At 55.8% G+C, this 25,218-nt stretch carries 22 protein-coding genes; 5 read left to right on the top strand and 17 right to left on the bottom strand.

What is annotated here, in order from left to right; all coding sequences use genetic code 11:
• Window positions 1–326 precede the first annotated feature (326 nt).
• A complete protein-coding gene (locus CLV58_RS21110; protein WP_106139821.1) occupies window positions 327–1,340 on the bottom strand; it encodes a transglutaminase domain-containing protein in 1,014 nt (337 codons plus the stop codon).
• Between the two features lie 51 nt (window positions 1,341–1,391).
• Here CLV58_RS21110 and CLV58_RS21105 point away from each other — a divergent pair, with 51 nt between their 5' ends.
• Window positions 1,392–1,880, top strand: a complete 489-nt coding sequence (locus CLV58_RS21105) for a PPC domain-containing DNA-binding protein (RefSeq protein ID WP_245882404.1) — start codon at window positions 1,392–1,394, stop codon at window positions 1,878–1,880.
• Here the strand turns inward: CLV58_RS21105 and CLV58_RS21100 are convergent.
• The 3 genes from CLV58_RS21100 to CLV58_RS21090 form a co-directional block, all read right to left on the bottom strand.
• Window positions 1,877–2,470: a bifunctional nuclease family protein gene (locus CLV58_RS21100; RefSeq protein WP_106139820.1), complete on the bottom strand. Its 594-nt coding sequence runs from the start codon at window positions 2,468–2,470 to the stop codon at window positions 1,877–1,879. The genes CLV58_RS21105 and CLV58_RS21100 overlap by 4 nt on opposite strands.
• Window positions 2,471–2,563: 93 nt before the next feature.
• Complete coding sequence (locus CLV58_RS21095; RefSeq protein WP_106139819.1) at window positions 2,564–3,526, bottom strand: electron transfer flavoprotein subunit alpha/FixB family protein; 963 nt, start codon at window positions 3,524–3,526, stop codon at window positions 2,564–2,566.
• A 132-nt stretch (window positions 3,527–3,658) separates the two neighbouring features.
• Window positions 3,659–4,396 (bottom strand): electron transfer flavoprotein subunit beta/FixA family protein, encoded by a 738-nt coding sequence (locus CLV58_RS21090; RefSeq protein WP_106139818.1) that lies wholly within the window; start codon window positions 4,394–4,396, stop codon window positions 3,659–3,661.
• A 147-nt stretch (window positions 4,397–4,543) separates the two neighbouring features.
• Between CLV58_RS21090 and CLV58_RS21085 the strand changes: the two genes are divergently transcribed.
• Window positions 4,544–4,873 (top strand): enzyme of heme biosynthesis, encoded by a 330-nt coding sequence (locus tag CLV58_RS21085; protein ID WP_106139817.1) that lies wholly within the window; start codon window positions 4,544–4,546, stop codon window positions 4,871–4,873.
• 1 nt (window position 4,874) lies between these two features.
• Here the strand turns inward: CLV58_RS21085 and CLV58_RS21080 are convergent, their stop codons facing one another.
• Window positions 4,875–5,684, bottom strand: a complete 810-nt coding sequence (locus tag CLV58_RS21080) for a hypothetical protein (RefSeq protein ID WP_106139816.1) — start codon at window positions 5,682–5,684, stop codon at window positions 4,875–4,877.
• Between the two features lie 186 nt (window positions 5,685–5,870).
• Here CLV58_RS21080 and CLV58_RS21075 point away from each other — a divergent pair, with 186 nt between their 5' ends.
• The gene (locus CLV58_RS21075; protein WP_106139815.1) at window positions 5,871–6,878 is read left to right on the top strand and encodes an autotransporter outer membrane beta-barrel domain-containing protein; all 1,008 of its coding nucleotides are present in this window, start codon (window positions 5,871–5,873) and stop codon (window positions 6,876–6,878) included.
• A gap of 238 nt (window positions 6,879–7,116) precedes the next feature.
• Here CLV58_RS21075 and CLV58_RS21070 read toward each other — a convergent pair whose 3' ends face one another.
• From CLV58_RS21070 to CLV58_RS21035, 8 genes are all read right to left on the bottom strand, one after another.
• The gene (locus CLV58_RS21070) at window positions 7,117–8,319 is read right to left on the bottom strand and encodes an NRAMP family divalent metal transporter (RefSeq protein WP_106139878.1); all 1,203 of its coding nucleotides are present in this window, start codon (window positions 8,317–8,319) and stop codon (window positions 7,117–7,119) included.
• 89 nt (window positions 8,320–8,408) lie between these two features.
• Entirely contained in the window at window positions 8,409–8,996 is a 588-nt protein-coding gene (locus CLV58_RS21065) for an HD domain-containing protein (RefSeq protein WP_245882403.1), read from the bottom strand.
• Window positions 8,997–9,072: 76 nt separating this feature from the next.
• Window positions 9,073–9,642, bottom strand: a complete 570-nt coding sequence (locus CLV58_RS21060) for a Crp/Fnr family transcriptional regulator (RefSeq protein ID WP_106139814.1) — start codon at window positions 9,640–9,642, stop codon at window positions 9,073–9,075.
• Between the two features lie 57 nt (window positions 9,643–9,699).
• A complete protein-coding gene (locus CLV58_RS21055; protein ID WP_106139813.1) occupies window positions 9,700–9,891 on the bottom strand; it encodes a hypothetical protein in 192 nt (63 codons plus the stop codon).
• Window positions 9,892–9,959: 68 nt separating this feature from the next.
• Complete coding sequence (locus CLV58_RS21050; protein ID WP_106139812.1) at window positions 9,960–10,331, bottom strand: hypothetical protein; 372 nt, start codon at window positions 10,329–10,331, stop codon at window positions 9,960–9,962.
• A gap of 155 nt (window positions 10,332–10,486) precedes the next feature.
• Window positions 10,487–12,115 (bottom strand): carboxylesterase/lipase family protein, encoded by a 1,629-nt coding sequence (locus CLV58_RS21045; RefSeq protein ID WP_106139811.1) that lies wholly within the window; start codon window positions 12,113–12,115, stop codon window positions 10,487–10,489.
• 31 nt (window positions 12,116–12,146) lie between these two features.
• On the bottom strand, window positions 12,147–13,703 hold the full coding sequence (locus tag CLV58_RS21040) for a carboxylesterase/lipase family protein (protein ID WP_106139876.1): 1,557 nt from the start codon (window positions 13,701–13,703) through the stop codon (window positions 12,147–12,149).
• Between the two features lie 7 nt (window positions 13,704–13,710).
• The gene (locus CLV58_RS21035) at window positions 13,711–14,586 is read right to left on the bottom strand and encodes an alpha/beta hydrolase (protein ID WP_106139810.1); all 876 of its coding nucleotides are present in this window, start codon (window positions 14,584–14,586) and stop codon (window positions 13,711–13,713) included.
• Window positions 14,587–14,718: 132 nt separating this feature from the next.
• Here CLV58_RS21035 and CLV58_RS21030 point away from each other — a divergent pair, with 132 nt between their 5' ends.
• Window positions 14,719–15,408 (top strand): NUDIX hydrolase, encoded by a 690-nt coding sequence (locus CLV58_RS21030; RefSeq protein WP_106139809.1) that lies wholly within the window; start codon window positions 14,719–14,721, stop codon window positions 15,406–15,408.
• Window positions 15,409–15,465: 57 nt separating this feature from the next.
• Here CLV58_RS21030 and CLV58_RS21025 read toward each other — a convergent pair whose 3' ends face one another.
• From CLV58_RS21025 to CLV58_RS21010, 4 genes are all read right to left on the bottom strand, one after another.
• Entirely contained in the window at window positions 15,466–15,945 is a 480-nt protein-coding gene (locus CLV58_RS21025) for a Dps family protein (RefSeq protein ID WP_106139808.1), read from the bottom strand.
• 129 nt (window positions 15,946–16,074) lie between these two features.
• Window positions 16,075–16,965 carry a 3-keto-disaccharide hydrolase gene (locus tag CLV58_RS21020; RefSeq protein ID WP_106139807.1) on the bottom strand — a complete coding sequence of 297 codons (891 nt, stop codon included), beginning with the start codon at window positions 16,963–16,965 and terminating at the stop codon, window positions 16,075–16,077.
• Between the two features lie 348 nt (window positions 16,966–17,313).
• Window positions 17,314–21,120 carry a hydantoinase B/oxoprolinase family protein gene (locus tag CLV58_RS21015; RefSeq protein WP_106139806.1) on the bottom strand — a complete coding sequence of 1,269 codons (3,807 nt, stop codon included), beginning with the start codon at window positions 21,118–21,120 and terminating at the stop codon, window positions 17,314–17,316.
• 233 nt (window positions 21,121–21,353) lie between these two features.
• Window positions 21,354–22,904 (bottom strand): S10 family peptidase, encoded by a 1,551-nt coding sequence (locus CLV58_RS21010; RefSeq protein WP_106139805.1) that lies wholly within the window; start codon window positions 22,902–22,904, stop codon window positions 21,354–21,356.
• A 175-nt stretch (window positions 22,905–23,079) separates the two neighbouring features.
• Here CLV58_RS21010 and CLV58_RS21005 point away from each other — a divergent pair, with 175 nt between their 5' ends.
• Window positions 23,080–24,639 (top strand): M81 family metallopeptidase, encoded by a 1,560-nt coding sequence (locus CLV58_RS21005; RefSeq protein WP_106139804.1) that lies wholly within the window; start codon window positions 23,080–23,082, stop codon window positions 24,637–24,639.
• Window positions 24,640–25,218: the final 579 nt, after the last annotated feature.

Here is a 25,218-nt window from a genome sequence, read left to right as displayed (position 1 = left end):
GCACAAAACAAAGAAAGCCGGGGCCAACGCTCCGGCTTTCTTTGTTTTATAAGGATTTACAAAGAACAGATTTAGGCAGCCCGATGGATTTTATGGGTACTGTGTCTACTACCGGTTTTCCTCCAGTGTGACAGAAATTGTGGCTCTCTCCCAGCAGATGAGTGGCTGGGGCCGAGCTAAAGGAGACAACGGCTTTCGCAGGCTACGGCCTGGCAGGCAAAACCGCGCAGGCAGAATACGATAAAGACAGAAGCCGGGGTGCATGGAGCCGTTCCTCTGAGACTACAGCCCTAGGCGCGCCGTAGTAGCGATACGCCTAAAAGTGGCTAATCCCGCATGACCGTAAAGGAGAGAATACCCTCGTACGATTTGATTCGCTCGGTTGCCCTGCCTTTTGGCTTGGCGAATAAACACAGCGTCGATTTACCCCGTCGGTTGATTGGAATCGATAGCTGGTAAACAGAACCGGATTGCCGGACACTGATAGCAGATGACGTCAATACAGTGCCATTGTAAGGGCCGGTAGCGCAACTAAACTCGATAGGCTGGTCGCTGGTAAGCGATAGCGTTAGTACCTCGCCTGATCGGAGCAACCCTTCTTTGGGAAAATCACTGTCGAGACCAAGCCGGAAATAAGCGTCGTACACTTTGGGGAAACGGTCGAACTGGGCTTTGCTGGTGGATTTGTCGAGCAATTGCCAACGGGAGTCGACCGGAAAATGGTTCGCTGCAAAGGCCACCGGTTCGGTTAGAAAATAAAAATCGTTGGGCGTGCCGGGTGTTTTAGCCGTCGATTGAGCCCAGGCGAGATCGACTAGAAACCAGTCGCCCTCCAGCTTAACGGCATTCCACTCGTGATCGACCCGCGTGATGGGCAATCCTGACTCAAAATCGTTGGTACGGGCGTATCCCTTAATGTTGGCAGTTTCGATCCCCGCCCGGTTCAGCAATTCCTTGTAGAGCAAGGCAAAGCCGGTGCACACCGCCTTCCGACTACTGAGCACCCGATTAGCGTAGACTGTTTCCGATGAATACATACGGCCCTGAAAAGCCGCCATATCATACTGTACGTGCGAGGTAATCCAACTGTACACCGACCGCGCTTTCGCCAGGTCGCTGCGGGCTGGTGCCGTCAGGTATTGACTTAACCTGTCCAGTGACTTCGCTTCCGATTCAGGCGTGTTGCGGGCGTACTTGTCGATCGTACTGTAATCGATGGAAACGTACTTCGATGGACGGGGAATATCAGCCAGCGCAGCCGGAAGCTGGCCGGTAAAAAGGAGCAGATGAACCAGTAATGAACTGATTGTATAGATTCGCGTACCACTTAGCTGTCTCACAACGTGATAACAAGTATGCGGTTGATTTTATTGCTTTTTTGGAGTCTACTTATGAACACGCCAAACGTGTCGGGACAACCGGCAGACAAGCCTGAAACCAAGGTGCATACGCCAATGGCGACCATGCACACCTACACGATTCGTCTACGGCCGGGGCAGGACCTGAAGGCCGAACTGGATGCATTTGTTACGGCTAACCAGATCAAGGCTGGTGCGCTACTGACCTGCGTGGGTAGTCTGACCGACCTGAGCCTGCGACTGGCGAATCAGGAAGCGCCGACGACATGGCAGGGCCACTTCGAGATTGTTTCACTGGTGGGCATGCTGTCGGCGAATGGAAGCCACCTGCATCTGTCCGCTTCCGACTCCACGGGGCGTACACTGGGCGGGCATCTGATGGCGGGTTGTCGAATCTACACTACCGCCGAGCTGCTGATCGGCATAATGCCCGACATCGTATACAGCAGAGAACCCGACCCCACGTATGGGTATCGGGAACTGGTTGTTCGTAAGAAAGTAGTCCGTAAAAAGCGTCGTTAGTTGCGCTTGCTCATTTCGTCGCGGATCTTGGCTGCGCGCTCGTACTCTTCGTTGCCAAGAGCAGTGTCGAGCATGTTCTGAAGTTCTTCCGACGACGCGTTTTTCAATTGATCGCTGAACGAGCGATTCGACGGCCGGTTCGTTGAGCGAACCAATTCCTCCTGACTTTCTTCTTCGCTGGGGCTGTTGGTAATCCCGGCTTCCGACAGTACGGATTCATTCGTGTAAATGGGGACTCCGAATCGGATACCGATCGCAACGGCGTCGGACGGGCGGGCGTCTATCGACGTTTCGCGAACACCATCGAAGCAGACGATGCGGGCGTAAAAGATGCCTTCCCGCAGGTCGGAAATGACGATCTCGCGCACCGTAAATTTGAACTGCTCGGCCATCTGTTTGAACAGGTCGTGCGTCATCGGGCGATTGGGCACAATCTTTTCGATCTCTATGGCAATGGCCTGCGCTTCAAACATGCCGATCAGAATTGGCAATCGGCGGTTTCCATACTCTTCACCGAGCAGCAGCGCAAACGAACCCGTCTGGGTCTGGCTTGGTGAGAGGGCTAATATTTCCAGTTTAATCTTATCCACAGCGCAAATTTAGCAGTTTTGATCGTTCGGTACGCGTCGATAATCACGGGTAATTGGCCTTTTCTCCGCGATTATCGACGCGTACCGATCAGACTACAATGCCTTTACTGCCGCAGTCAGGCGGGGAAGCACCTCAAACACGTCACCGACTATGCCGTAGTCGGCCGATTTGAAAAACGGCGCGTCGGCATCCTTGTTGATAACTACGATGACCTTCGATGAGTTTACGCCAGCTAAATGCTGAATGGCCCCTGAAATACCACAGGCGATGTACAGGTTCGGACTGATTTTGATGCCCGTTTGACCAACGTGCTCGTGGTGGGGACGCCAGTCAAGATCGGATACGGGTTTCGAACAGGCCGTTGCCGCATGCAGCGCGTGGGCAAGGTCTTCGACAAGCCCCCAGTTTTCTGGCCCTTTCATGCCGCGTCCGGCCGAAACCACCAGATCCGCTTCTGGCAGCAGGATGTCGCCGGTTGCTTTCTCTGTGCTCTTGACACTGATGACAAAATCGCTGTCGTTGAGTGCCGGAGAAAACGAATCGACCGTAGCAGAAGCATCCGTTTCTTCGGGCGTGATCGTATTTTTTTTGATAGCCAGAATTTTTATGCCGGCCTTCAACTCATTGTACGCGAACGCCTTACCGGTGTAAATGCTGCTTTTGACAACGAAGCCATTGCTCAGGTCCGGTAGTTCGATGACGTTAGCCGCCAGACCTGCTTTTAGCTTACCGGCCAAGCGGGCAGTCATAGCGTCGGCTAATGACGACTTTGCCAATACGACAACGGTACTGCCTTCCTGTTGCGCGGCTGCGGCAACGACGGTAGCGTAAGCCATGCCATTCGGCTCATTGAGTCGGGTATCGCTGGCGTGCAGTACCTTCGTCGCACCAAATCGGCCGGCAGTAGCCAGTTCGGAATCGTCGGCCTGACCGACGGCAATGGCAGTAGCCGTAGTGCCGGTCATCTCGGCTACTTTGGCCCCGTAGAAGATGGCTTCCTGCGACGACTTCTTGAGTTTCCCTTCGTCTAATTCAACAAATATGAGGACAGACATGCGTTCAGTTTACGTTTTAAAGTTGTAGGGTTGTAAAGTCGTAGAGTTGTAAGGTTGTAAAGTTGCTACCGCCGGTATGGCTTGCGCCAGCCAACTCTACAACTTTACGACTCTATAACTCTGCAACTTCTTTTAAATAACCTTTGCTTCGGTGTGCAGGAGTTGGATGAGCTTTTCGGCTTCATCGGCAGGGATCATCTTCACGGCACCGCGCGGAGCCGGCAGTTCGTAGTGGCTAACGGCAGTGAGTTGTTCGTTAGCAACCGGCTCAACTACTTTCAAGGGCTTGGTCCGGGCGGTCATAATACCACGCATATTCGGAATCTTCCACTCGGCAATTGGCTCTTGACAACCCAGTACGAGCGGGAGTTTAGCCTCGATTTCTTCCTTACCCCCTTCTATCTCACGCGTAATCTTGGCGGTGTCGCCGTCGATGTTTAGTACCATAACCGGTGAGATCGACGGTAGGCCTAACAGTTCGGCGACAATGCCGTGAACCTGACCGCCATTGTAATCGATCGATTCGCGACCCATCAGAATCAGCTCGTACGACGCGTCTTTGGCAATAGCCGCGATCTGTTCGGCGACAAAGTACGCATCGGTCGGCTCGGCGTTGACCCGGATGGCATCGTCGGCACCGATCGCCAGACACTTGCGAATCACGGGTTCAGCATCGGCTCCACCTACGTTTAAAACGGTTACGGTACCGCCCGCCTGTTCTTTCAGTTCGACGGCCCGCGCGAGCGCATAGTCATCGTAAGGCCCCGTGATGAAGGTTACGCCTGCCTTGTTGAGCTTGGTGTTATTATCCGTGAAGGTGATTTTGGTCGTCGTGTCGGGTACACTCGTCACGCACACTAGAATCTTCATACCTGTGAGGTTTGGTTTGATAGATCGCGGGCAAACTGAACTTTGGCGCAGAAATGGCCGTACATTGGTCGAAAAGCCCGTTAATTTGGCGGCTAAATTACAAACAGTTAGAAAAGAAAGTATGCATGCATACTATTTTTCTCGTCTATGAATAACCAGCGGGTCCAACAATTAATTCGTTTTGTACAGGAAGAACCCAACGAGCCGTTCAATGTTTACGCGCTCGCGATGGAGTACGTTGCCGACGATCCGGCTCAGGCTCGCACCTATTTCGACGATCTCCTGACGCGCTTCCCCGACTATCTGCCAACGTACTATCATGCCGCAGCCTTGTACGCCGAATCGGACGACCGGGAACGGGCCGCTGTTTTGTATGAGAAAGGCATTGATCTGGCCCGGACGCAGCGGAACCAGAAAACCCTGCTGGAACTGCAACGCGCGCAGCAGGCTTTCGAGGACGACGAAGATGAATGGTGAACTACCGCCCGCGTCGGCGTTTCGATACCGTTTGCGTACCTAATTCCTGCTCGAAGAGTAGCGGCACTGACGCCTGATCCGGAATCGTGTAGTCGATAGACAGGTACCGGGCTGCGGTCAGTTTGGGCAGGTACACCAGGCCACGGACGGTTTCGTTGGGCTGTAGCGTACGTGCGCGCAACGCCAGTTCGCGCCAGCGGTAATCCTCGTAGTCGAGTCGCTGCATGCGGTTGGCGAAGTTGCCGTAGTTGACGGCCCGTTTCACGGCAATCGCCTGGTAGGCGACATCGTGTGAGATGCGGTTGTTGACAAACTCACCGTACGACTGGTTGCGGTTGCTCGATGAAATATCGGAGGCAATTGCCGCAACCATCAGCACCGTGTTTAACACTTTGGCGCGCTTCAGCCGTTTCTCTTCCGTTTTTCGGGCCTGTACGACGCGACCTGACTCGTAGGAGGGGTCGGCGGCTTGTCGAATCAGGGGTAGGTCGTTGTTAGCGGGGTCCGTCAGTGTGTCGCGTGTTTCGCCAAGTGCGATCAGCTTGAAATCGGCCGGGTTGACCTCGATGACGTGATCGGTCAGGTTTTTAACTTCGACGTCGAGCGCCACAAAATCGTCCTCTTCCCGTTCGAACGACGCAATCACAGCCACACCGTTCTGCTCAGCGCGGGTAACGGGCTTACCGTCCAGCGTGGCTACATCGCCCGATATAGGTCGCAGGCTGTACGTGTTCGTTATGATTGTCGATGGCGAACAGGCCGTCAGCAGACCAATAATCAGGAGCGGAAGAAGACCGGTAGCGTGCTTCATATCAACGGGTGCGTAGACGGTAAAGACAGAGGGTAAAGGTACATAACAGGCTGACAGCAAGCTACAAACAGTGTTATGAATGGTTAATTTATGGGTTGGTTGAAAAATGTGTCAGGGATTAGCCTTCGGATGAATATATTGGTAACAAAATTGATATGAATATAGCGTCAAAGTTCCGTACATAGTATGAAAAAATGTCTCCTTCCCTGCTTGCTGCTGATTAGTGCTCAGTCACTGGTACTAGCGCAAAGTCAGATCGTTACGCCTGACAATCAGGTTGTCAGTATTCAATCGGTTAGCGGCAACGTCAACCTGTTTATCGGGCAAAGTACCAGTGCCGTAATTGGGGGTACCTATAACACATTCGTGGGTAGTCAGTCGGGGCAGGGCAACACCAGCGGATCGTACAACACATACCTTGGTTACAAAGCCGGAGCGCCCAACACGGTTGGTAGTCACAACACGTTTGTCGGCTATGAAGCGGGGAAACTTAATACCGATGGTAGCGATAACGTGTTCATCGGTTTCAACGCGGGCAGCGGTAGCCAGCGGGGTAGCCGTAACCTGATTATCGGACCCAATGCAGGTTTCGACGCCATTGGTGGGGGTGATAATACGCTCATCGGCTCCAACGCGATTGGCGTGGGCGCAGGGCTGTCGAACGCAACGGCGATCGGAGCTAACGCCCGGGTGCTAAGCAGTAACGCGATGGTGCTGGGTAACAACGTCAACGTAGGGATCGGCACGTCGGCTCCGCAGAACCGGCTTGAACTGACAGCGGGTGTAGATGGCAGCAGTGGGCTGCGGCTGACGAATATGACGGCTCATTCGCCTGCGTCGGCAGGTACAGCGGGTAAGTTTCTGACGGTCAGTGATAAAGGCGACGTATTGTTGGGTAGTCAGCTGTCGGCCGTTGCGACACGCGTGCAGCCTGCCAGCGAAAGCCAATGGGCCGACTACGTGTTTGAGCCGACCTATCAACCCCAGCCGTTGGCGGAAGTCGAGCAGTATGTGCGGCAGCACCGGCACCTGCCCGGCATTCCCAGTGCCAGTCAGATGGTCAAGGAAGGCACTGATTTGATGACGCTGTTGACAACGCTGGTACAAAAGAATGAAGAATTGACGCTTCACCTGATCGAGCAGCAGAAGCGTATCGATCAACTGGAAAAAGAAGTGAAAGCCCGCAAAAAGTAATCAGCATCAGTCCTGTATTTTCGTAGAGACGCGATCCCTAGCGTCTCTTTTTTTGTGGTAGGATTCAGCTGGTAGATAATGCCGTCCATTTTGTGTAGACCGTACTGGCGGAACGGCAGTTCTTCGCGTCTCATCCTACGGTAGCTAAACAATCTGGTAGTTGATACCTCCGGTGGTGAAACGCGAGGGATCGCCGGTCCGGTCTCTACACAGCGTCAATCCAATACCGAACTGTGCATCAGAATGCCTTGATTGCCAACCAGACGTTCCACAGACCCAGTACTGCGGTTACGATAACGACCAACCCCATCGTCAGGTTTTGGGTCAGTGTGTTGCTGTATTGGCCCAGCAGTTTGCGGTTGTTGACCGCGATGAAGAGGAAGACGGTGACGAAGGGAAGCAGAATGCCGTTAATGGCCTGTACCGCCAGAATAACGGGAATGGGCGTTACGTTCAACAAGCCAAATGTCAGCCCTGTAGCCATGACGATGAGCCAAATAGCCCGGTAAGCTAGTCCGTTTTTGGGGATGCCTAACAGACTACCAGCCGTTACCGACGCAGCCAAGGGCGCTGTCAGTGACGACGCGAATCCGGCTGCGAATAGGCCAAAGGCAAACAATGAACCCGCCCACGGACCGATGCGGTCGGCCAGTACCTGCGCCATGTGCGGGTAGGAAAAGTCGGTGGGGATAAGCAGTCCGGCCAGCAGCAGCACAACGGAAATGATGCCGCCGAGGATTACCGCCACCCAGATACCCAGCCGCATCTCACTCAGCGATTGCCCATTCGCTGAGTCGGTCGGGACAATGCTGGAACCGAAAAACAGGTTGTACGGTACGATCGTCGTGCCGATCAGTCCATTAATCAACAGCAATGACCCCGTGGGAATCGCCGGGGTGATGAGCGCTTTCGTTAGTGCGGCTGGGGTGACGGGCGTACCGAAGGCGACGTAGACGAACGCGCCCCCCATCGCAAAAACGACCAGCCCCAGCATATTGGCCAGCCCCTGCGTCGACCCGATCCAGAGCAGGACGATGCAGACAAGCCCGACGGCCAGCGTGATAACGGGAGCCGGTAAGCCCGTTAGTAGCACCAGACCCGACACTGCCCCCAGAATGTTACCGGCCTGATAGGCTGCGCATCCCAGAAAAATAGCGCCGAACAAAGCCCAAGCTATGCGTCGCCCCCGTGCGCCCGTGTACGTTTGTGTGATAACCTGTCCCAGATCGGAGCCGGTAGCGATGGTCAGGCGGGCAGCGGCTTCCTGTAGCCAGACGGTGCCCAGCGTCGCAAAGGTCAGCACCCAGAGCAGTTGCAGACCATACTGTGAACCGGCAATGGCGCAGGCCGTTACTGATCCCGGCCCAATGAAGGCGGCTGAAATAACCGACCAGAACAAAATACTACCCAGACCCGAGCGAAAGGAAACGTTTTTAGGCATAGCGACAGCGAAGGATTTCGCAAAATACGCCGTATGCATACGTTTACAAGCAGTCAAGGCTGTTTTCGTGCAGGATAACTTGCCGGGTTTTACTTCTTCAAAATGCCCTTTTCGACGTTTTCGTTAAGCAACTGCTCGGCGTACTGCCAGATGGTGTCGGAACCGTTTTGAATGACCTTCTTCTTGGCGTACACGGCGTCATAACGCACGTCAAACTCGGCCCATGTGCCGCCGTTGTTCGAGGAGTTCTGTAGCAGCGGTTCGAGTCGGTCCATGGCGCGGGCGAATTTGGCGTCGGCTGTCTGCCCCGCTTCAAATTCTTCCCAAACGGCGATCAGGTCACTGGCTTGTTCGTCAGGTAATAGCCCAAAAATCCGGTTGGCGGCTTCGCGTTCTTCAGCGGTATTGTCGTGGCTTTTCTGTGTGTCGTAGATAAACGTGTCGCCCGCGTCGATCTCGACAATATCGTGGATCAGCAGCATTTTGATGACCTTGAGCAGATCGACCGGCTGGTTGGCATGGCCGGCCAGCACAAGAGCCATCAGCGATAAATGCCAGCTATGCTCCGCGTCGTTCTCGTTGCGGTTGCTGTTGAATAGCTTCGTCTTGCGGAGAATGTACTTGAGCTTGTCGACTTCCCTGATAAATGCCAGTTGTTTCAGCAGATCGTCTGTCATAATGGTATCGCAATGATTACCAGACAAAATTGACGCATGACGGCGGGAGCGCCATTGCCATTTGGCAAGAAATGCGTCAGGGAATATTTTTTCGAATGCGGCTCAGCGATGACGGGGTAATGCCCAGGTACGACGCCAGCATATGCAACGGCACACGATTCGCCAGCTTCGGGTAATGGTCCAGAAAATTCAGGTACCGTTGCTGCGCGTCCTGAACGAGCATGTTACTGGTAAATCGCAGTTTGTTTTCCAGTACGTACGACGTGATTTTGACGAAGATGTCATCCCAGCCGGGTATGCGGGCAGACAACTGAATAAAGTTTTCTTTGGTGAAAACCAGTAGCGTACAGTCCGTAACCGCTTCGATGTACTCGGCTGAGGGCAGCTCGTCGCGAAAGCTGTTGATGTCGACGACGAATCGATTCTCATAGACGAAATAGCGGGTAAAGCTGTCGCCCCGGTTGTCGTAGTAGCAGACCCGGAAAACGCCATCCGTTACGTAGCCTATTCGGTTGGACACTTTCCCCGCTTCGGCAAAGTACGCTCCCCTGGGAATGCGTTCAGGGGTTGCGGTCGCCTGTATCAACTCCCGCTGCTGCGCGTCGAGCTGCCCAAACTGACTCAGGTAATCGATGAGTTCGTTCATCTGCCAAAACTACTGCGTAATGCGCAGCGAATGACTTTGCCAGGAAAATGTGGGTCACTACAGCACAAAGTAATAAGCAATGCAACCAGCACTAACCACAATCCACAGCGTAAAGAACAGGTTGATTCTCCAGAACGAGACAAGGCCGATAACCGTAAAAGGAAATAGTAGGAGCCGCCTGTCGGGAAGAACTTTGTCCAGCGGATTCAGGATATACAACGCCAGCAACGCTACATACAGTAGCGTCATAAGAACAGCTACGATTCCCTTCCTAGATTCCGACATGGCAGGCCAATAAATTTTGCTGAAGTATACGACTATTTTGTCGCTTGAATTGATACCAGCTCAAGATTGTTCTGCGCGCTCATGCCAACCAGTACTTTGGTAACTTTGTGATTATGAAACGCATTTTTAATGGCGTTTCTGTCTTTAGTTGGCTTCCCGTTAAGCAGATAAGTTATTGATTCAGACGATTTGGGGAATAAGGGTATTCGGTTCTCGTACCACGAGCTGGCATCATTGTTTAAAAAAGCGTAAGCCGAGTCAACGTCTTTATTCGTACCCCAAAAAACGAAGTTTGCTTCCCACATGGGGCCTTTTGTCGACAGCATCGGCTCAATCTTTGGGCTACAGGATAAGAGTGTGGTCAGTGAAAAAATCGCCAGAATGCTCAGTCGGTTCGCTTTCATGCTAGAGTGTGTTTTGTGGACTAAGCTATAACGAGCGTTTTTACCTGTTCGGGAAAAGATTGAGTAGGCGGTAGGGGCGCAAAAAAGCCTGTACACGCTGCTCAATGATGGCAGCGGTACAGGCTTACTGAATACGTGAAGGGACGTCGGTTGGTTTACATCGATTTGCCCATGGCGGCACTGAGCACGTCTTTGTCGGGATGGGGTTTCACCTGACAGTTCCGGTCGAACAGCATCGTAGCTCCATTATCCTGGTTGTAGACAGGCCAGTTGGGCAGTCCTTTGTGGTTCGGATTACCGGTGCGGGCGAAGGCAACCCAGGCCCGGCTCATCTTGTCGGCCAGCGTATGCGCTTCCTGACTGCCGCCCGTCATTTCTTCACACCGGCTGATGTTGTCGAACATAAACGGCATTTCCATGCAGTGCATCGATTTGTACATGCCATCGTTGACCGGAGAACTCCAGGTGAAGAGGTACATATAGACCGGCGCTTTGCCTGAACTGGCTTTCTGATTGGCCTGCTGAATGGCCCCCGCCCGGAAGCCGGTGTCGATGTTGATGTAATCGGCGGGCAGCGTCGTTTCGGGGTAATCTTTCCTGACGGCAGCCAGGTACGCGTCGGCTCTGTCGCCATAGCGTTGCTGGGCGATGGTTTTTACCTGCTCCATCGTTGACGCACGGTTCGCTGGGTTGAAGGGGCCGAACTCGGTTTTGGTCGAGCCAACCAGCAGCGGAATCTGGGTCGACAGGGCGACGGCTGCGGCATCGGCCGGCTGATAAGGCAGGAAGTTGTCGTCGTGGATGGGGCCCCAGGTTATACCGAATGCGCCCCGGTCGCTGGGTTTCGCCTGAGCGTTTACTTTTTGCAGCGCTTTCCGGCTAGCTGCCAGCAGGCGCTCGTAGGACATTTTCTGCAACGAATCGACCTGATTGGGTTGCAGGTTCAGTTCATCGAGCATGGCCGCGCTGACCTGCCGGGCAACGCTGGGTTCCATGAAGCTTGATACGTAGCTGCCACTTTGTACGATGGCCTTGTGAAACAGCCCTTTCGCCGAGGGGGCGTTCATCAGGCAGGTAACCTTACCACCCCCGCCCGACTGACCGAAGATGGTGACGTTATTCGGGTCGCCCCCAAACTGGCTGATATTCTGCTTGACCCATTGCAGGGCCGCAACCAGATCCAGCAGACCGGCGTTTGCCGAGTTTTTGTACTTCTCACCATAAGCCGACAGGTCCAGAAAGCCCAGTATGTTCAGCCGGTGGTTCAGCGATACCATTACCACGTCGCCTTTCTTAGCCAGGTTCTCTCCGTCGTATGAAGGCAGTTCCAGCGAGGAACCCCCCGCGAAGCCCCCGCCGTGGAGCCACACCATGACGGGCCGTTTTTTCGCAGGGGTCGCCTGTGGCGTCCAGACGTTCAGGCTCAGGCAGTTCTCGTTCGTAACGCCCCAGTTGTGCTGGAAGGCAAACTCGATATCGTCGGCACCGGCACCGCTCTGCGCGTCGATGGGACAGACCGGTCCGTAAACCAGTGACGAACGAACGGCAGTCCAGGGCGTGGGCTTTTCGGGGGCCATAAACCGGTCGGCACGGGCGTAGGGGATGCCTTTGAAGGTCGCCGTGCCGTTGTGGATATAGCCGCGCACCGGCCCCGATTCTGTCGAGACGGTGGCAATGTTGGTACCCGCCTGAATGGGCATTGCCGTTTGACTGGGCGTTTGGGCTGAGACCAGTCCGGCGGTCATCGTCATCGCAATGAGCAGGCCGAGGGTAGGGTGATTCATGGAAACAGGGTTTAGCAATACGATGTAAACATTAGGGGGTTTGCAGAATGCTGAAGAGCAGGGAAAGCGCAGCACGATCAGGCAGGGGGCGGGCCCGAATCACCGTGTCGAGCTGCATGATGGAATCGCTGGGCGCGGTGAAAGCAGGCCAGTGGGCGAGCCCTTTGCCGTTCGGATTACCGGTTTTGATAAAATTGGCCCAGTAGGCAGCCATTGCGTGCGCCAGTTCATCGTCGGCTTGGCGCAGAGGGCGCAACTGTTTGTCGACGAACCGCAGGTTATCATAGGCATACGGTACTTCGGCCGTGTGGAAAGCGCCATAATTGGCATAGTCTCCCGTGGCTGGTACCTTTCGCATAAACCGGTAGACGAAAACCGGTAACCGTTGCTGCGCCTGCGTGACCGCCCAGTGGTAGTTCTGCGCACCGAAAGTCTGGTCGCGGGACAGGTTGCGCTGCGATTGAGCAGCTTCTGCGTCGGTGTTTGCCGGGTAATAGCGCAACAGCGCTTCGGCCTGTGTACCATACCGCTGATTGACCTGCGCCGTATAATCAACCGCATTTTTCAACGGGCCGAACGCCAGCCCTTCGTCTTCGTTCCAGCCCGTCAGCAGCGTCACCGGATTCTGCCTGCGGTCGGCGAACAACTGGGCGATAGAAGCGGGTAGCACATAGCCATCGATGATCGGGCCACGCATGGCCTGGGCTTGCTTCAACAGTGCTTCGGCCGGAAGCGCCCGCAAGTCGGCCAGTGTCGACGCCCCCAGCGCACGGGCCGTTTTTTTACCGTCGTCTTCGGCTTCCCGGAGCGACGGGTAGGGGGTGGCAAAACGGGCACCACTCTGGGCGATAGCTTTGGTGAACAACCCGCTCGCCAGCGGAGACGCAACCAGGCAGTTGACACTCATCGACCCAGCCGACTGCCCCGCAATCGTTACGTTGGCCGGGTCGCCCCCAAAGCGGACGATGTTTTGTTGTACCCACTTCAGCGCGGCAATCTGGTCCATTAGCCCATAGTTTCCCGACGCCTGATTGCCTGATTCGCCGGTCAGTTCGGGGTGGGCGAAGAAACCAAACGGGCCTACCCGGTAATTGACGCTGACAAACACGATACCGTTCCGGGCGGTCGCTTCGCCGTCGTAGATCGGAGCGCCACTGCCCCCGCTGCCAAAGCCCCCGCCGTAAATCCAGACCAGTACCGGCTTCTTCCGGGTGGCTTGCTTACCGGTCCAGACGTTCAGGTACAGACAGTCTTCGCTGATTGGGGTTTTCGGAATCAGGTATTCTGCGCTCCACGGACCGAACGGACTGGGTGCTCCCTGTACCGGACTTGGCCCAAAGGCGTCGGCCCGGCGCACACCCGACCAGGGCACAACGGGCTGCGGGGCTTTCCAGCGCCGTGCGCCAACGGGTGGAGCCGCAAACGGAATGCCTTTGTAGCTGTACACGTCGCCCGCCCGGTTCAGTACGCCTTCGATTCGGCCACCGGTGACCTGCACAACCGGTTCGTTTTTAATCGACGGGCTAACCGCCAGCAGACTGGTCAGTATTGTACCCGTTAGGCAAAGCGCTGCGATGGCTTGTTTCATGAGCAGGTTACGGTACGTTGACCGCATTGGCTTTCAGGATCTTGCTGAAGAATAATAGCTGGTAGGGCAGGGCATTCTCCCAGTATTCCCAGGTGTGAGCGCCGGGCCGCTCGGTGTAGTCGTGGGGTGTACCATTGGCTAGTAGCTGCCGGTGCAGATCGCGGTTGGTTTCGATCAGGAAGTCATCGACGCCGATGTCGAAGATGAGGGGCAAGTTGTTGGCTTTCAGCTTGTCGGCCAGCGTTACCATCGTGTAGCCGGGATAAGGGTCATCGCCGGTTTGGGGTGGACCCAGCAGCCTGGTGAAATTGTCGGCGCGGGACTTGGCAAACTCCGCCGGGACTTTCCAGGTAGCGGTATTGATATTCATAACGCCACTCATACTCCCCGCAGCCGCGTACAGGTCGGGGTGGCGGCTGGCAATAAACATAGCGCCGTGACCGCCCATCGACAGCCCTGCGATAAGTCGGCCTTTCCGGTCGCGAACCGTCCGGTATGCTTTGTCGATCCGGTCGATCAGCTCGCGGCTGATAAACGTTTCGAATTGACTGGTTTTGACCTGCGGACTGTCGAAATAATAACTGGTCGGGTCGCCGTCGGGCGTAACGATGATGAGCTTGTATTGATCGGCCAGTCGGTGCAGCAGCGTTTTATCGGGTGTCTTGCTCAGCCAGTCGCGGAAATTACCCGTCCCGCCGTGGAGCAGGTACAGCACCGGAAATGCCTGCTGCCCGCCTTTGTAGCCATCGGGAACAACGACGGCCGCCCGGAGTGTGCGGTTCATCGATGCGCTTGGCACATCCAGCGTGTCGACGGTGGCGCTAAATACGCGAAACGGCAGTATACAGATAGTGGCTAGCAGCAGTAGACGAGACAAAAACATAAAACGAATAAACAGACGACGTTTATATTTAAGTCAAAGCTACGCAACTGATCAACACGTAAAAAATACGTAAAGACTTTTTTTGTGCTATCTCTAGCTTTTGTATAAACTTTGGGGCGTAAAAACGGGGGTATGACTGATTATATACACGCTTTGTCAATCGACGGCGTGATTTTTGGCTTTCACGAAAACGAACTCAAGGTGCTGTTGCTGCGCTGGAAAGGAACCGACGAGTGGAGTTTACCGGGGGGATTTATTCGCATGCAGGAGTCGGTCGACGTCGCTGCGCAACGCGTGGTGCAGGAGCGGACGGGGCTAACCCAGCTCTACCTGCGCCAGTTCCACGTCTTCGGCGATGTAAACCGTTACGACTGGACGGAGCTGCAACGACGTATCGGCTTTCCGCATGGCAACACAGAAGGCGAGTGGTGGCCCCGCACGGTGTCGATCGGGTATTATGCCCTGGTGGAACATTCCAAAGTCGAGCCTACCCCCGACCACCTGACGGAAGCCTGCGCCTGGTGGTCGCTCGACGCACTGCCGAATCTCCTGTTCGATCACAATCAGATCATCGAGGTGGCGCTACAGGCATTACGTAAAGATCTGAACGAACAGCCGATCGGTCATTTGTTGCCGGGAGCCTTCTCGATTCCTGAGTTACAGCGACTGCACGAAACGATCCTGGGACATCCGCTCGATGCCCGTAACTTCTACAAGAAAATCATGGCGTCGGACGAGCTCGAACGACTACCCGAACGACGTCGGGGGACACCCCACAAAGCACCATTTCTGTATCGTTTCCGAACAGAGGTAACCGTGTAAACAAAGCGGGCTCGCTGATCGAAACCAGCGAGCCCGCTTTATTGCTGTAGCCTTGCACTACGACAGGTATTTGCGCAGCATCCAGGCGTGTTTTTCGTGGTCTTCCATCAGGCCCGTCAGGAAGTCAGCCGTGCCGGCGTCGCCCAGTTTTTCGTCGGTCGTTTCTACGTCTTCGCGCAGTTCGCGGATGATCTGTTCGTGGTCGTCGAGCAACCGTTTGAACATATCAGGGGTGCTGATATGCCCGTCGTGATCTTCTTTCAGGCTGGTTTCCGCCAGGAAGTCTTTCATGGTAGCAACCGGCCGGCCACCCAGCTGACGGATACGCTCGGCTACCAGGTCGATTTCCTCTTCGAGGGCGTTGTATTGCTCTTCGAAAAATTCGTGGTACTCCTTGAAGCTTGGACCCGCTACATCCCAGTGAAACTTACGGGTTTTAATGTATAGTACGTGTAGGTCAGCCAGGAAGGCGTTCAACAGTTCATTCTCTTTTTTGAGTACGTCTGCGTCAAGACCAATATTGGGTTGCAATGCCATGGCAAATGTTGCGATTAGTGGTTGTGATGACGGTGGTGCATGCCCCGTCGTTTTCTGATAAACTAACCACTGTATCGGCGGTTTGTTTGCCCGGACCATTCCCGCGTCAGCTAACTGACGGACGATGACCTATTTATACCGGCATGCTTTCGGGTCTGACTCTTGGAAATAAGCTTTGTAGTTTTTGGCTTTCGGGTCCATGCACCCCTTAAGATCGAGCAGTTTGATGTTCCGGAAATCGATGGCGTGGCTTTCGCTTTGCAGGGCGATGTAGCCTTCTGTCAGGGCGGTGTTGGCTCGCCGAATCCATTCCGATGGGTCCGTAATGCCCGCCTTTGCCCAGTCGTAATCGGCGCTGACATAGCCTCCGCCAATCTGCGTTTTGCCGTAGGCCAGCACGGTCTTGCCGTTGACCAGGTGCCGAACTGAATCACCCAGTACGATTACTTCAACACTGACCCATTGATCGCCATCGTAGGTCTTCGAGTCGGAGTCGATGATGTGCTGCGTATTGAGTTTGCCGTTGTAGTAGACCTGCGTACCGGGCGTGCAGAGATTGGCCGTGTGCCGTGTGCCTTTGCCCAATCCACCCAGCAGTTGCACTTCCAGCGACACCGGGAAGGCTTGGTTCAACTCGTTACTTTTCGCCGACTGCGAATGGATCATAACGCCACTGTTGCGCACGTTCCAGCTATCGCCCCCCGGTACCTGCTCGCCCTGAAAGCGGTAGTCGAAGCGCAGGATGTAGTGCGAGAACGGTTTGTTATAGTATAGGTGCCCGTACTTACCGTCGAAACGATTGTAAACGGGTTGGTCGTAGACAACGCGCAGCATGCCGTTTTCGGCCCGGAACGTATTGCCGATATTGTCGTTGAGCGGATAACCGGTGATCTTGGTATCCCAACCCGTCAGGTCTTTGCCGTTGAACAGATTGAGCCAGTCTTTATCGGTTGCGCCTTTCTGCGCCTGCGCGGTTGAGACAAATGCGAGGATAAGGAGGAGGAAGAGATTGTGTTTCATACAAAGTGGAAACGTGTAAGCAACGTCAGTAACCTGATAATACAGATCAGCGCAAATTCTACCGACGAAGGGTCTGCTGCATGCACAAAGGTTTTGAACCGTGATTGTCTTGAACTGTGATTTATATGATTCGTCTGATTGCGTTGATTTTTAGATCATAGCCTTGAACTGTGATTTATATGATTCGCCTGATTGCGTTGATTTTTTAAATCACAGTCTATCAGCGTAATCAGACGAATCACAGTTCAGACAATCTTTGAACTATGCTTCGTCTGATTTTTATGATTTGCCTTGATTTTTTAAATCATAGTCCATCAAAACAATCAGACGAATCACAGTTCAGGACAATCACAGTTCAGAATCAGCACCCCCGCCACCGGGGGTTTCGAGCCGGATGCGTTCGCCGGGTTGCATCGGACGGGTGAAAATGCCGGGAAGCGCTTCGGTCGTACCATTCGGGCGAAGCAGCGTTTGCTGTCCCGTCGCGCCGGGCTGGGCACCGTTTAGTCCATAGGGGGCAACCTGCCGGTGCTGACTGACCAGCGTAGCCTGTACCGGTTCCAGAAACTCGATTTCCCGGACTATGCCGTCGCCCCCGCGCCAGGCCCCGGCCCCGCCCGACGCGGGTCGTATGCCGAACTGATGCAGGCGGACGGGGTAGCGTCGTTCCAGCTCTTCGGGGTCGGTCAGGCGGGTGTTGGTCATGTGCTGATGTACCGCCGAACGCCCGTCGGCCCCAACCGTCGCGCCCGCACCCCCGCCGATGGTTTCGTAGTAGCCAAAAGCACCCGCGTCGCCGGAGCGACCGAACAGAAAGTTGTTCATGGTTCCCTGGCTACAGGCGGCTAGACCCAGAGCCTTTAACAACGTATCGACCAGCCGTTGACTGACTTCGGTGTTGCCGCCAACCACCGCCGGGCAGGCTGCATCGTCGTCGGAAAATAGCGGGTTCAGGAATGAACTGTCGGGCAACACAATGTCGACGGGCGTCATCAATCCTTCGTTGAGCGGAATATCCCGGTCGACCCACAGCCGCAGCACGTATAAAATGGCGCTGTGCAGAATGGATACGTTGGCGTTAAGGTTGTGCGGATGAACGCCCGACGTGCCCGTAAAGTCAACTCGTAGCCGACCGTCTTTCACCTGCATGTTCACCTGAATCGTGTGGCCATCATCCAGCGATTCAGCCGCTGTAAACGACTGACCGTTTAGTGGGGTCAGAACCGACCGGATAGCCTGTGTCGCGGCCTGTTGCAACAGGACCATGTAGTGCTGAACTGTCGACAGACCATGCTGCCGAACGAGCTGCTGCAAGGCTGTTTCCCCCGCCCGCAGCGACGCCAGCCCAGCTTCGATATCGGCTCGGTTTTCGGCCAGCGACCGGGTTGGGTAAGGCGCGTCCGTGAAGCGACTACCCAGACCGGGTGTTCCGTCGGTCCGACTATTCCACTGAAAAACACCATTTCGGACAACATACTGCGGTTTCAGCACGACGCCTTCTTCGATCAGTGAGGTCGCGTCGGGCGGCATCGAACCGGGTACTTTTCCGCCGATTTCGGCATGGTGCGCCCGGTTGATGACGTAGCCGATCAGCTCGCCCGCATCGGTGAACGCACCTTGTAGTAACGTCACGTCGGGCAGGTGCGATCCGCCAAATTTGGGGTGATTCGTGATCAGTACGTCGCCGGGGCCGAGTGATAGTTCGGCCAGACACAGCCGCGCGCAAACGCCCAGGCTACCCAGGTGAACCGGAATGTGCGGGGCGTTGGCCACCAGCCGGGCTTCACTGTCGAGCAGGGCGCAGGAGAAATCGAGCCGCTCTTTGACGTTGGTCGAGAAAGCGGTGCGCTGAAGCTGAGCCCCCATCTCCTCGGCAATGGCCCGAAACCGCTGCGTAAACAGTTCCAGCTCAACCACTGTGTTCCGGGATGGTTGGTTGGTCGCGTTGTTCGTCTCCACGTCGGCCGTCTCCACGTCGGCAATGTAGTCGGCGATGGCGTCGCGGCTTGCCTGAACGATGAGTCGCCAGCCGGATTCGATAAAGGCCGACGAGGTGGTGTTGAGCAGTAGGGCCGGGCCACGGAACGTATCACCTTCCTGCAAACGTGTCCAGTCGTAAGCGGGATAGCGCCCAGCCTGAAACGCGGGTACAGCCTGCCGATGCAGTCGGGGTCGTTGACTGGCCGCGCCGGAGTCGGCCATCGTACTGACAACCACGCGCAGGCTGACCAGTTCGATCGGTCGGTCGGCGGGATAATGACCGTACAGTTGCTGGTACTGGCTGACGAAGTCGTCGGCTAGCCGATGGCTGACCGGAACGTCGACGGTCGCTTCCTGCCCCTGCAAGCGTAAGAAGGCCCGTGCCGACCGGGTTTCGATTGGCTCGGAAGACCCCACGTCCTGCCGCAATGTATCGATAGCTTCGTTGGTCAGTTGATCGACTAGTTCGTCAAGATCGTCGATCAACTGGTCGAGGGGGCGCAGTATGGAGCGAGTAGCCGTACGTTCGATACGTGCCTGACCGATGCCGTAAGCACTCAGTAAACCGCCGTCGAAGGGGAGAATCAGGCGTTCCATCTGTAACAGTCGGGCGATGGCACAGCCGTGCAGGCCACCTGCGCCACCAAACACCAGCAACGGGTACTGGGTCGGGTCGAAGCCGCGCGATACACTGATCTTGCGTATCGCCCCCGCCATAAGTTCGTTGGCGATTTCGTCAAACCCGCGCAATACGGTCAGCGGATCAGGTGCCGTGCCGGTCTGCTGACGAATCTGTTCGACAATAGCCCGTAAAGCTACCTGCGCCCGATCCAGAAAAATCGGGATGCCGAATTGCTGCGGGTGAAGCTTGCCCAGTAACAGATTAACGTCGGTGATCGTCAGCTGGGGCGTTTGGCCGGCTGGGGTAGCGCCGTAGCAGGCCGGACCGGGATTGGCTCCCGCGCTATGCGGCCCTACCCGCAGTTGACCGCCCGCCTGTTTGTCAGCACCTAATCCGTCAAACCAGCAAATTGATCCGCCACCAGCGGCTACGGTTTCGATGGCCAGGGCGGGCAGTTGCAGCTCGAACGGACCAATGTGCGTCGAGAACCGGTAGTCGGGTGTGCCGTCGATGCGGGCGACGTCGGTGCTGGTACCACCCATGTCGAGGGTCAGTACGCCCGGCTGATCGAGTGCGGTCGCGATTACTCCGGCCCCGACGACGCCCCCCGCTGGTCCGCTCAGTAGGCTATCTTTGGGCTGAAACAAATCGGCCCGAACCAGCCCGCCGGCACTCGTCATAATCCGCACCGGTTGCCCGCCCAGCTGCTGCCGGACGTTGGTCAGGTACGTATCGAGTACCGGTTGCAGATACGCATCGACAACGGTAGTCTGCGTGCGGGCAACGTAGCCCGGCGTGGCCGACACATCCGTCGAACAGGTGATTCGGTTGAAGCCAGCCTGTCGGAGTAGGTCACGCAGTTGCTGTTCGTGCGTCGGGTTGCGATAGGCGTGCAGCAGTGAAATGGCGATGGCGTCGGGCTGAAGCTGGCGTAGTTGGTCGAGCAGGGCGTCGGGCTGGGGCAGGGGTGTCAGTACCGTACCGTCGGCCTGCACCCGTTCGTCGATTTCCAGTACGTCGCTGTAGAGCGTTTCGGCGGGCGGGATAGCCAGCTGAAACAGATTCGGGCGCTGCTGCGTGCCGATTAGCAGCAGATCACGAAAGCCACGGGTAACCAGTAAGGCAACCCGCCCCCCGCGCCGTTCGAGCAGGGCATTGGTGCCTTTGGTCGTGCCCAGCCGCATGTCCAGCGTTGGAAAGGACTGATCGAGGGGCGTCTGCGTCAGGAGTCGGGCTGCCAGCACGGGTGCTTCTTCACCAGTAAATAGCTCAACCGTCGCCGTCGATAAGGCTAGTACAACAGGATTATCAACGGTCAGTTCGCCGTTGGCCGATAGTGACGTAACCCGCGTCGTCGCGTTTGTGTCGAGTATCCGAAGCTGGTAGCCGTCAAAAATGGAAGCGGTCAGCCACGGAGCCGTCAGCTTACCATCACGCCATTGTGCCCGCAGTCGGCTGCTGCTTAGTACTTTGGTGCGGTGTATGTGCCCGTTCGGGTCACGGGCCAGGCCGTCTGTAAACGTCCCGCCCGTATCAATCCAGATATGCCACATAAGGGGGTATTCGGTGTTCGGTATACGGTTTACGGTGGCTGACGCGAGGTGTAGGCGGCATGTGTAGCTTGGTGCGACCATGTAGCCTGGACCGGTCCGCCGGCGCGGGTCCACGTCCGGGTGCCCGTCAGGGCAACTGCTTCAGGCGGATGCTAACAGGCCGCTTCGCGTCCACCCGGACGTGGACGTCCAGGCTACATATACCACCAGCTACCGTAAACTGAAAACTGACGTTAATATTTCGCCGGCTGACCGGGTTTTGGGGTGCTTTTCTGGATGAATTTGCGGAGGTTCTCGTTGCTGCTGGCGAGGTCTTCCCGACGCAGGTAGAGCATGTGGCCGCTGCGGTACCCTTCCCACGACATCCGGTCGCGTAGCTTGCCGCTGGGGTCGATTTGCCAGAGGTTATACTGTGCGTTGTAGTAGTCGCAGGCTCCGTCGAAATAGCCCGACTGGACCAGCACGTGCAGGTACGGGTTCTGCAACATGGCCTGATGCAGGTTTTCGCCGGTGCGGTTGTTGGCGTTATCCCAGGGGAAGGTCGGGCCAAACATATAGTATTTCAGGTCGGTCTTGTAGTTCAGTTCGTCGCGCATGTACATGTTGATGGCGGGTGTGAACGAGTGCAGCCACGACGTAAGTTCGGCATTGTAGTCGGGGCTGGTACCGGCGTCTTTCGCGTCGATGCCCCGGTAGCGCGAGTCGAGTCGGCCAACGGTAAAGCCTTTATCCCGGAGCAGCTCTTTCCAGAAAAAATTAAGCGGAACGTCGAGGTTATTCTGCATCACGGCCGTAGTCGACAGACCTGAGTAGCGGGCCACTTTGGCGGCAATGTCCTTGCGTTTCTGCTCAGGTAGTGAGCCACCCATCGACAGCGCGGGCAGGTATTCCGACATCGTGAACGCTTCGACTTCCGGTAGCATGGCCGTCAGGTCTTTGTCCTGTAGATCGGCGGGCAGCGCTTTGTGGTACCAGGCCGTTGCCGCCATGTACGGGAGTTTAAGCGCGCCCTGTCCCGGACCGCCCCGCTCCAGGCCAAGGCCCGTTGGCGATACGAGTACAACCCCGTTCAAATACATCCAGTGGCTGTTCTGTAGCTCGTTGGCCAGCCCCGATACGCGCGTGGTACCGTAACTTTCACCAATCAGATACTTGGGCGACGACCAGCGGTTGTACCGGCTGACAAAGGTGTTAATCCATTCGGCGAGGTACTTAATGTCGGCGTTGACACCAAAAAACAGCTTGGCTGCTGGAACGTCTTTGTTGGCCGGACGCGAGAAGCCCGTGTTGACCGGGTCGACGTACACAATGTCGGCCACGTCGAGAATCGAGTGCGGATTGTCGCGCAGGCCATAGGGCTGTACCGGATAGCCTTCATCGTCGACTTTCAGGATACGCGGTCCGGTGTAGCCAAGCATCATCCAGACTGAGGCCGTACCGGGGCCGCCATTGAACGAGATCACCAGCGGGCGGCTGGTCCGGTCGGAAACGTCGGACCGTTCGAAGTAGGTGAAGAATACGCCTGCGACGGCCTTGCCTTCGTCGTCCCAAACCGGGATCGTGCCGGCGGTGGCTTTGTAGGGAACCCGCTGCCCTTTGATAGTCACTTGCCCGTTGGTAACGACCTGCTTGTCCAGATCGAGCGTGCGAGTGGTTTTCAGCGCCCGATCGGCGGCAAACTCCTTGTCGGCGGCTGGCTGAGCTTTGTCGGTGGTAGGCTTCTGGGCAAAGGAAGCCGATAGTGTTAACGCAAAGAAGGCGGTCAGGAAACGAGTCCGGTGCATAGGGTGATGGTTACTGGTCGATGAAACAGGATAAACGTTCGCAAAATACGGGTTATCCGTCGGTTTTGGGCGTTTAATCGGGCACCTGGCCGAATAAGCCCTAACTTGCGCTGAACCCCACCCCAACCCCTCCCTGACGGGGAGGGGTTGGGGTGGGGTCGTTAACAACTCCTCTATGAAACAACCAATTCTGACCCTGGTAAGCTGCCTTTTTGTGTGCAGTAACCTCATTGCGCAAACGGCTCCGTTACCCCGCATCGCCATCGCTGGGCTGGGCATTGAGTCGAGCACGTTTTCCCCCGCCCGGACCGAAGAACCCGCTTTTCACGCTCGCTACGGCCCCGAGGTGTTCAACGCCTATCCGTTTATGATGCCGATGGCTCCGCTGCGGAAGCAGGCCATGTGGTTGCCCGCTATCGTTGGTAAGTCGTTGCCGGGGGGAGCCGTTACCCGTGAGGCCTACGAGTCGCTGGTAAAAAAGACGCTGGATTCGCTGCGGAAATACGCGCCTTACGACGGCATGTATTTCGACATTCACGGCGCGATGAGTGTCGTCGGGCTGGACGATCCCGAAGGTGATTTTCTGCAACGCATCCGGGACGTGATCGGTTACAAAACGCTGATCTCCACCTCGATGGATCTGCACGGCAACGTGTCGCAACGACTGGCGCGGAATACCGACCTGATGACCTGCTACCGGATGGCACCCCACGAAGACGCCATGCAGACGAAAGAGCGGGCTGTCACGAACCTGCTCGAACGACTCAAAAGCGGGAAGGGCAAACCTGCGTACAAAGCCTGGATTCCGGTGCCGATTCTGCTGCCGGGTGAAAAGACGAGTACGCGTATCGAACCGGGGAAGAGCCTGTACGCGCAGGTCGCGCCAATCGCCGATCAGCCCGGTATTGTCGATGCCGCGATCTGGATTGGCTATGCCTGGGCCGATGAGCCGCGTAATCACGCTGTGGTGATGGTGACGGGCGACGATAAAGCCAAGGTGAGTCAGTCGGCGGAGCAACTGGCAAAGGCATTCTGGGACGTTCGGAATCAGTTCGCGTTTGTGGCTCCGACGAGTACGCTGGAGGCCTGTCTGACCAATGCCATGAAAAGCCCGACGCATCCGTATTTTATCAGCGACATGGGTGATAACCCGACTGCTGGCGGGGCTGGCGACGTGACCTGGACGATTACGCAGTTGCTGGCCCGTCCTGAGTTTAAACAGGCGAATGGTCCCGCACTAATCTACGCGTCGATTCCGGATTCACTGTTCATCAAAAAAGCGATTGCCGCCGGGGTAGGAGGAAAGGTCGATGGCACGGCGGGCGCGATTGTTGATCACCGGTTTGCTCCCCCTGTCCGGTTGACCGGGACGGTTGAGTCTATTGTACATGGCGACCGGGATGCGGAGGTAGAAGCGGTGGTGAAGGTAGGTAGTGCCCACGTGATCGTAACCAAAAAGCGGAAGCCTTACCACCGGGAAGCCGATTTTACCCGGCTGGGGCTGAAGCCGCGCGAGGCTGGTCTGGTCGTCGTGAAAATTGGCTACCTGGAACCCGAACTGTACGCTATGCAGAAAGGCTGGATGATGGCGCTGACGCCCGGCGGTGTCGACCAAGACCTGACCCGCCTAGGCTACAAACGCATTCAGCGCCCCATGTTCCCGCTGGATGCTGCGACCATGAAAACTCCCGACTTGTCGACGCGCTGGATACCCGTATCAGGCGACGCGAAGTAGACTTTTATAAAAAGGTTTTTAACACGGAGGCACGGAGATCACAGAGACATAAACTCCGTGTGCTCTGTGCCTCCGTGTTGAAGTAGACACTCTGTTGAGTACGATAAACTGACCGTTTCATCGTGCTCAATAGACTATGGAAGTGTTCTATAAAATGAGCGTTTTGATGAGATTATAGATCGTAAAGCCATCAGCCAGCCATTGATTCGTCACTGCGCCGGTAGTCCGGTTGGACAATGGCGTGCAGTACTGCTTATTGGCGTACGTACAGCGCTTGCGCCAAGCTACTGCGATTATCAGGATGACGGAGACACCCACTCCGCCAAGGCACTCTCATTGGAATTGCCTGACTCGGTCATCCTGAAATAATTTTGGCTTTACGCAGTCGGCTCACATACCCCAAGGATAGGGATCCATTTACAGTATGCGGGATGAACTCTATCGAGACACTCAAAGAAACTGGATACTCGGTTTTGCGTAACTCCTAGAGCCTGTGGACATTCACAGTAACAATATCATGCTTGACGCCAAATAGACCATCGCTAAAAAGCTGGTAGCGGTCTTTTCGTAGCGAGTTGC

This window comes from Spirosoma oryzae, from assembly GCF_003002825.1.
Lineage (GTDB): Bacteria > Bacteroidota > Bacteroidia > Cytophagales > Spirosomataceae > Spirosoma > Spirosoma oryzae.
The sequence above is the reverse complement of the archived record's forward strand: the minus strand, read 5'-3'. Positions and strand labels throughout refer to the sequence as shown.

Bases quoted from the DNA above. Each gene is read 5' to 3' on its own strand.
- CLV58_RS21030 (WP_106139809.1), top strand. From the start codon at position 14,719: ATGACTGATTATATACACGCTTTGTCAATCGACGGCGTGATTTTTGGC.
- CLV58_RS21050 (WP_106139812.1), bottom strand. From the start codon at position 10,331: ATGAAAGCGAACCGACTGAGCATTCTGGCGATTTTTTCACTGACCACA.
- CLV58_RS21070 (WP_106139878.1), bottom strand. From the start codon at position 8,319: ATGCCTAAAAACGTTTCCTTTCGCTCGGGTCTGGGTAGTATTTTGTTC.
- CLV58_RS21095 (WP_106139819.1), bottom strand. From the start codon at position 3,526: ATGTCTGTCCTCATATTTGTTGAATTAGACGAAGGGAAACTCAAGAAG.
- CLV58_RS21010 (WP_106139805.1), bottom strand. From the start codon at position 22,904: ATGCACCGGACTCGTTTCCTGACCGCCTTCTTTGCGTTAACACTATCG.
- CLV58_RS21075 (WP_106139815.1), top strand. From the start codon at position 5,871: ATGAAAAAATGTCTCCTTCCCTGCTTGCTGCTGATTAGTGCTCAGTCA.
- CLV58_RS21040 (WP_106139876.1), bottom strand. From the start codon at position 13,703: ATGAAACAAGCCATCGCAGCGCTTTGCCTAACGGGTACAATACTGACC.
- CLV58_RS21085 (WP_106139817.1), top strand. From the start codon at position 4,544: ATGAATAACCAGCGGGTCCAACAATTAATTCGTTTTGTACAGGAAGAA.
- CLV58_RS21015 (WP_106139806.1), bottom strand. From the start codon at position 21,120: ATGTGGCATATCTGGATTGATACGGGCGGGACGTTTACAGACGGCCTG.
- CLV58_RS21020 (WP_106139807.1), bottom strand. From the start codon at position 16,965: ATGAAACACAATCTCTTCCTCCTCCTTATCCTCGCATTTGTCTCAACC.
- CLV58_RS21105 (WP_245882404.1), top strand. From the start codon at position 1,392: ATGAACACGCCAAACGTGTCGGGACAACCGGCAGACAAGCCTGAAACC.
- CLV58_RS21005 (WP_106139804.1), top strand. From the start codon at position 23,080: ATGAAACAACCAATTCTGACCCTGGTAAGCTGCCTTTTTGTGTGCAGT.
- CLV58_RS21055 (WP_106139813.1), bottom strand. From the start codon at position 9,891: ATGACGCTACTGTATGTAGCGTTGCTGGCGTTGTATATCCTGAATCCG.
- CLV58_RS21045 (WP_106139811.1), bottom strand. From the start codon at position 12,115: ATGAATCACCCTACCCTCGGCCTGCTCATTGCGATGACGATGACCGCC.
- CLV58_RS21035 (WP_106139810.1), bottom strand. From the start codon at position 14,586: ATGTTTTTGTCTCGTCTACTGCTGCTAGCCACTATCTGTATACTGCCG.
- CLV58_RS21060 (WP_106139814.1), bottom strand. From the start codon at position 9,642: ATGAACGAACTCATCGATTACCTGAGTCAGTTTGGGCAGCTCGACGCG.
- CLV58_RS21090 (WP_106139818.1), bottom strand. From the start codon at position 4,396: ATGAAGATTCTAGTGTGCGTGACGAGTGTACCCGACACGACGACCAAA.
- CLV58_RS21025 (WP_106139808.1), bottom strand. From the start codon at position 15,945: ATGGCATTGCAACCCAATATTGGTCTTGACGCAGACGTACTCAAAAAA.
- CLV58_RS21080 (WP_106139816.1), bottom strand. From the start codon at position 5,684: ATGAAGCACGCTACCGGTCTTCTTCCGCTCCTGATTATTGGTCTGCTG.
- CLV58_RS21065 (WP_245882403.1), bottom strand. From the start codon at position 8,996: ATGACAGACGATCTGCTGAAACAACTGGCATTTATCAGGGAAGTCGAC.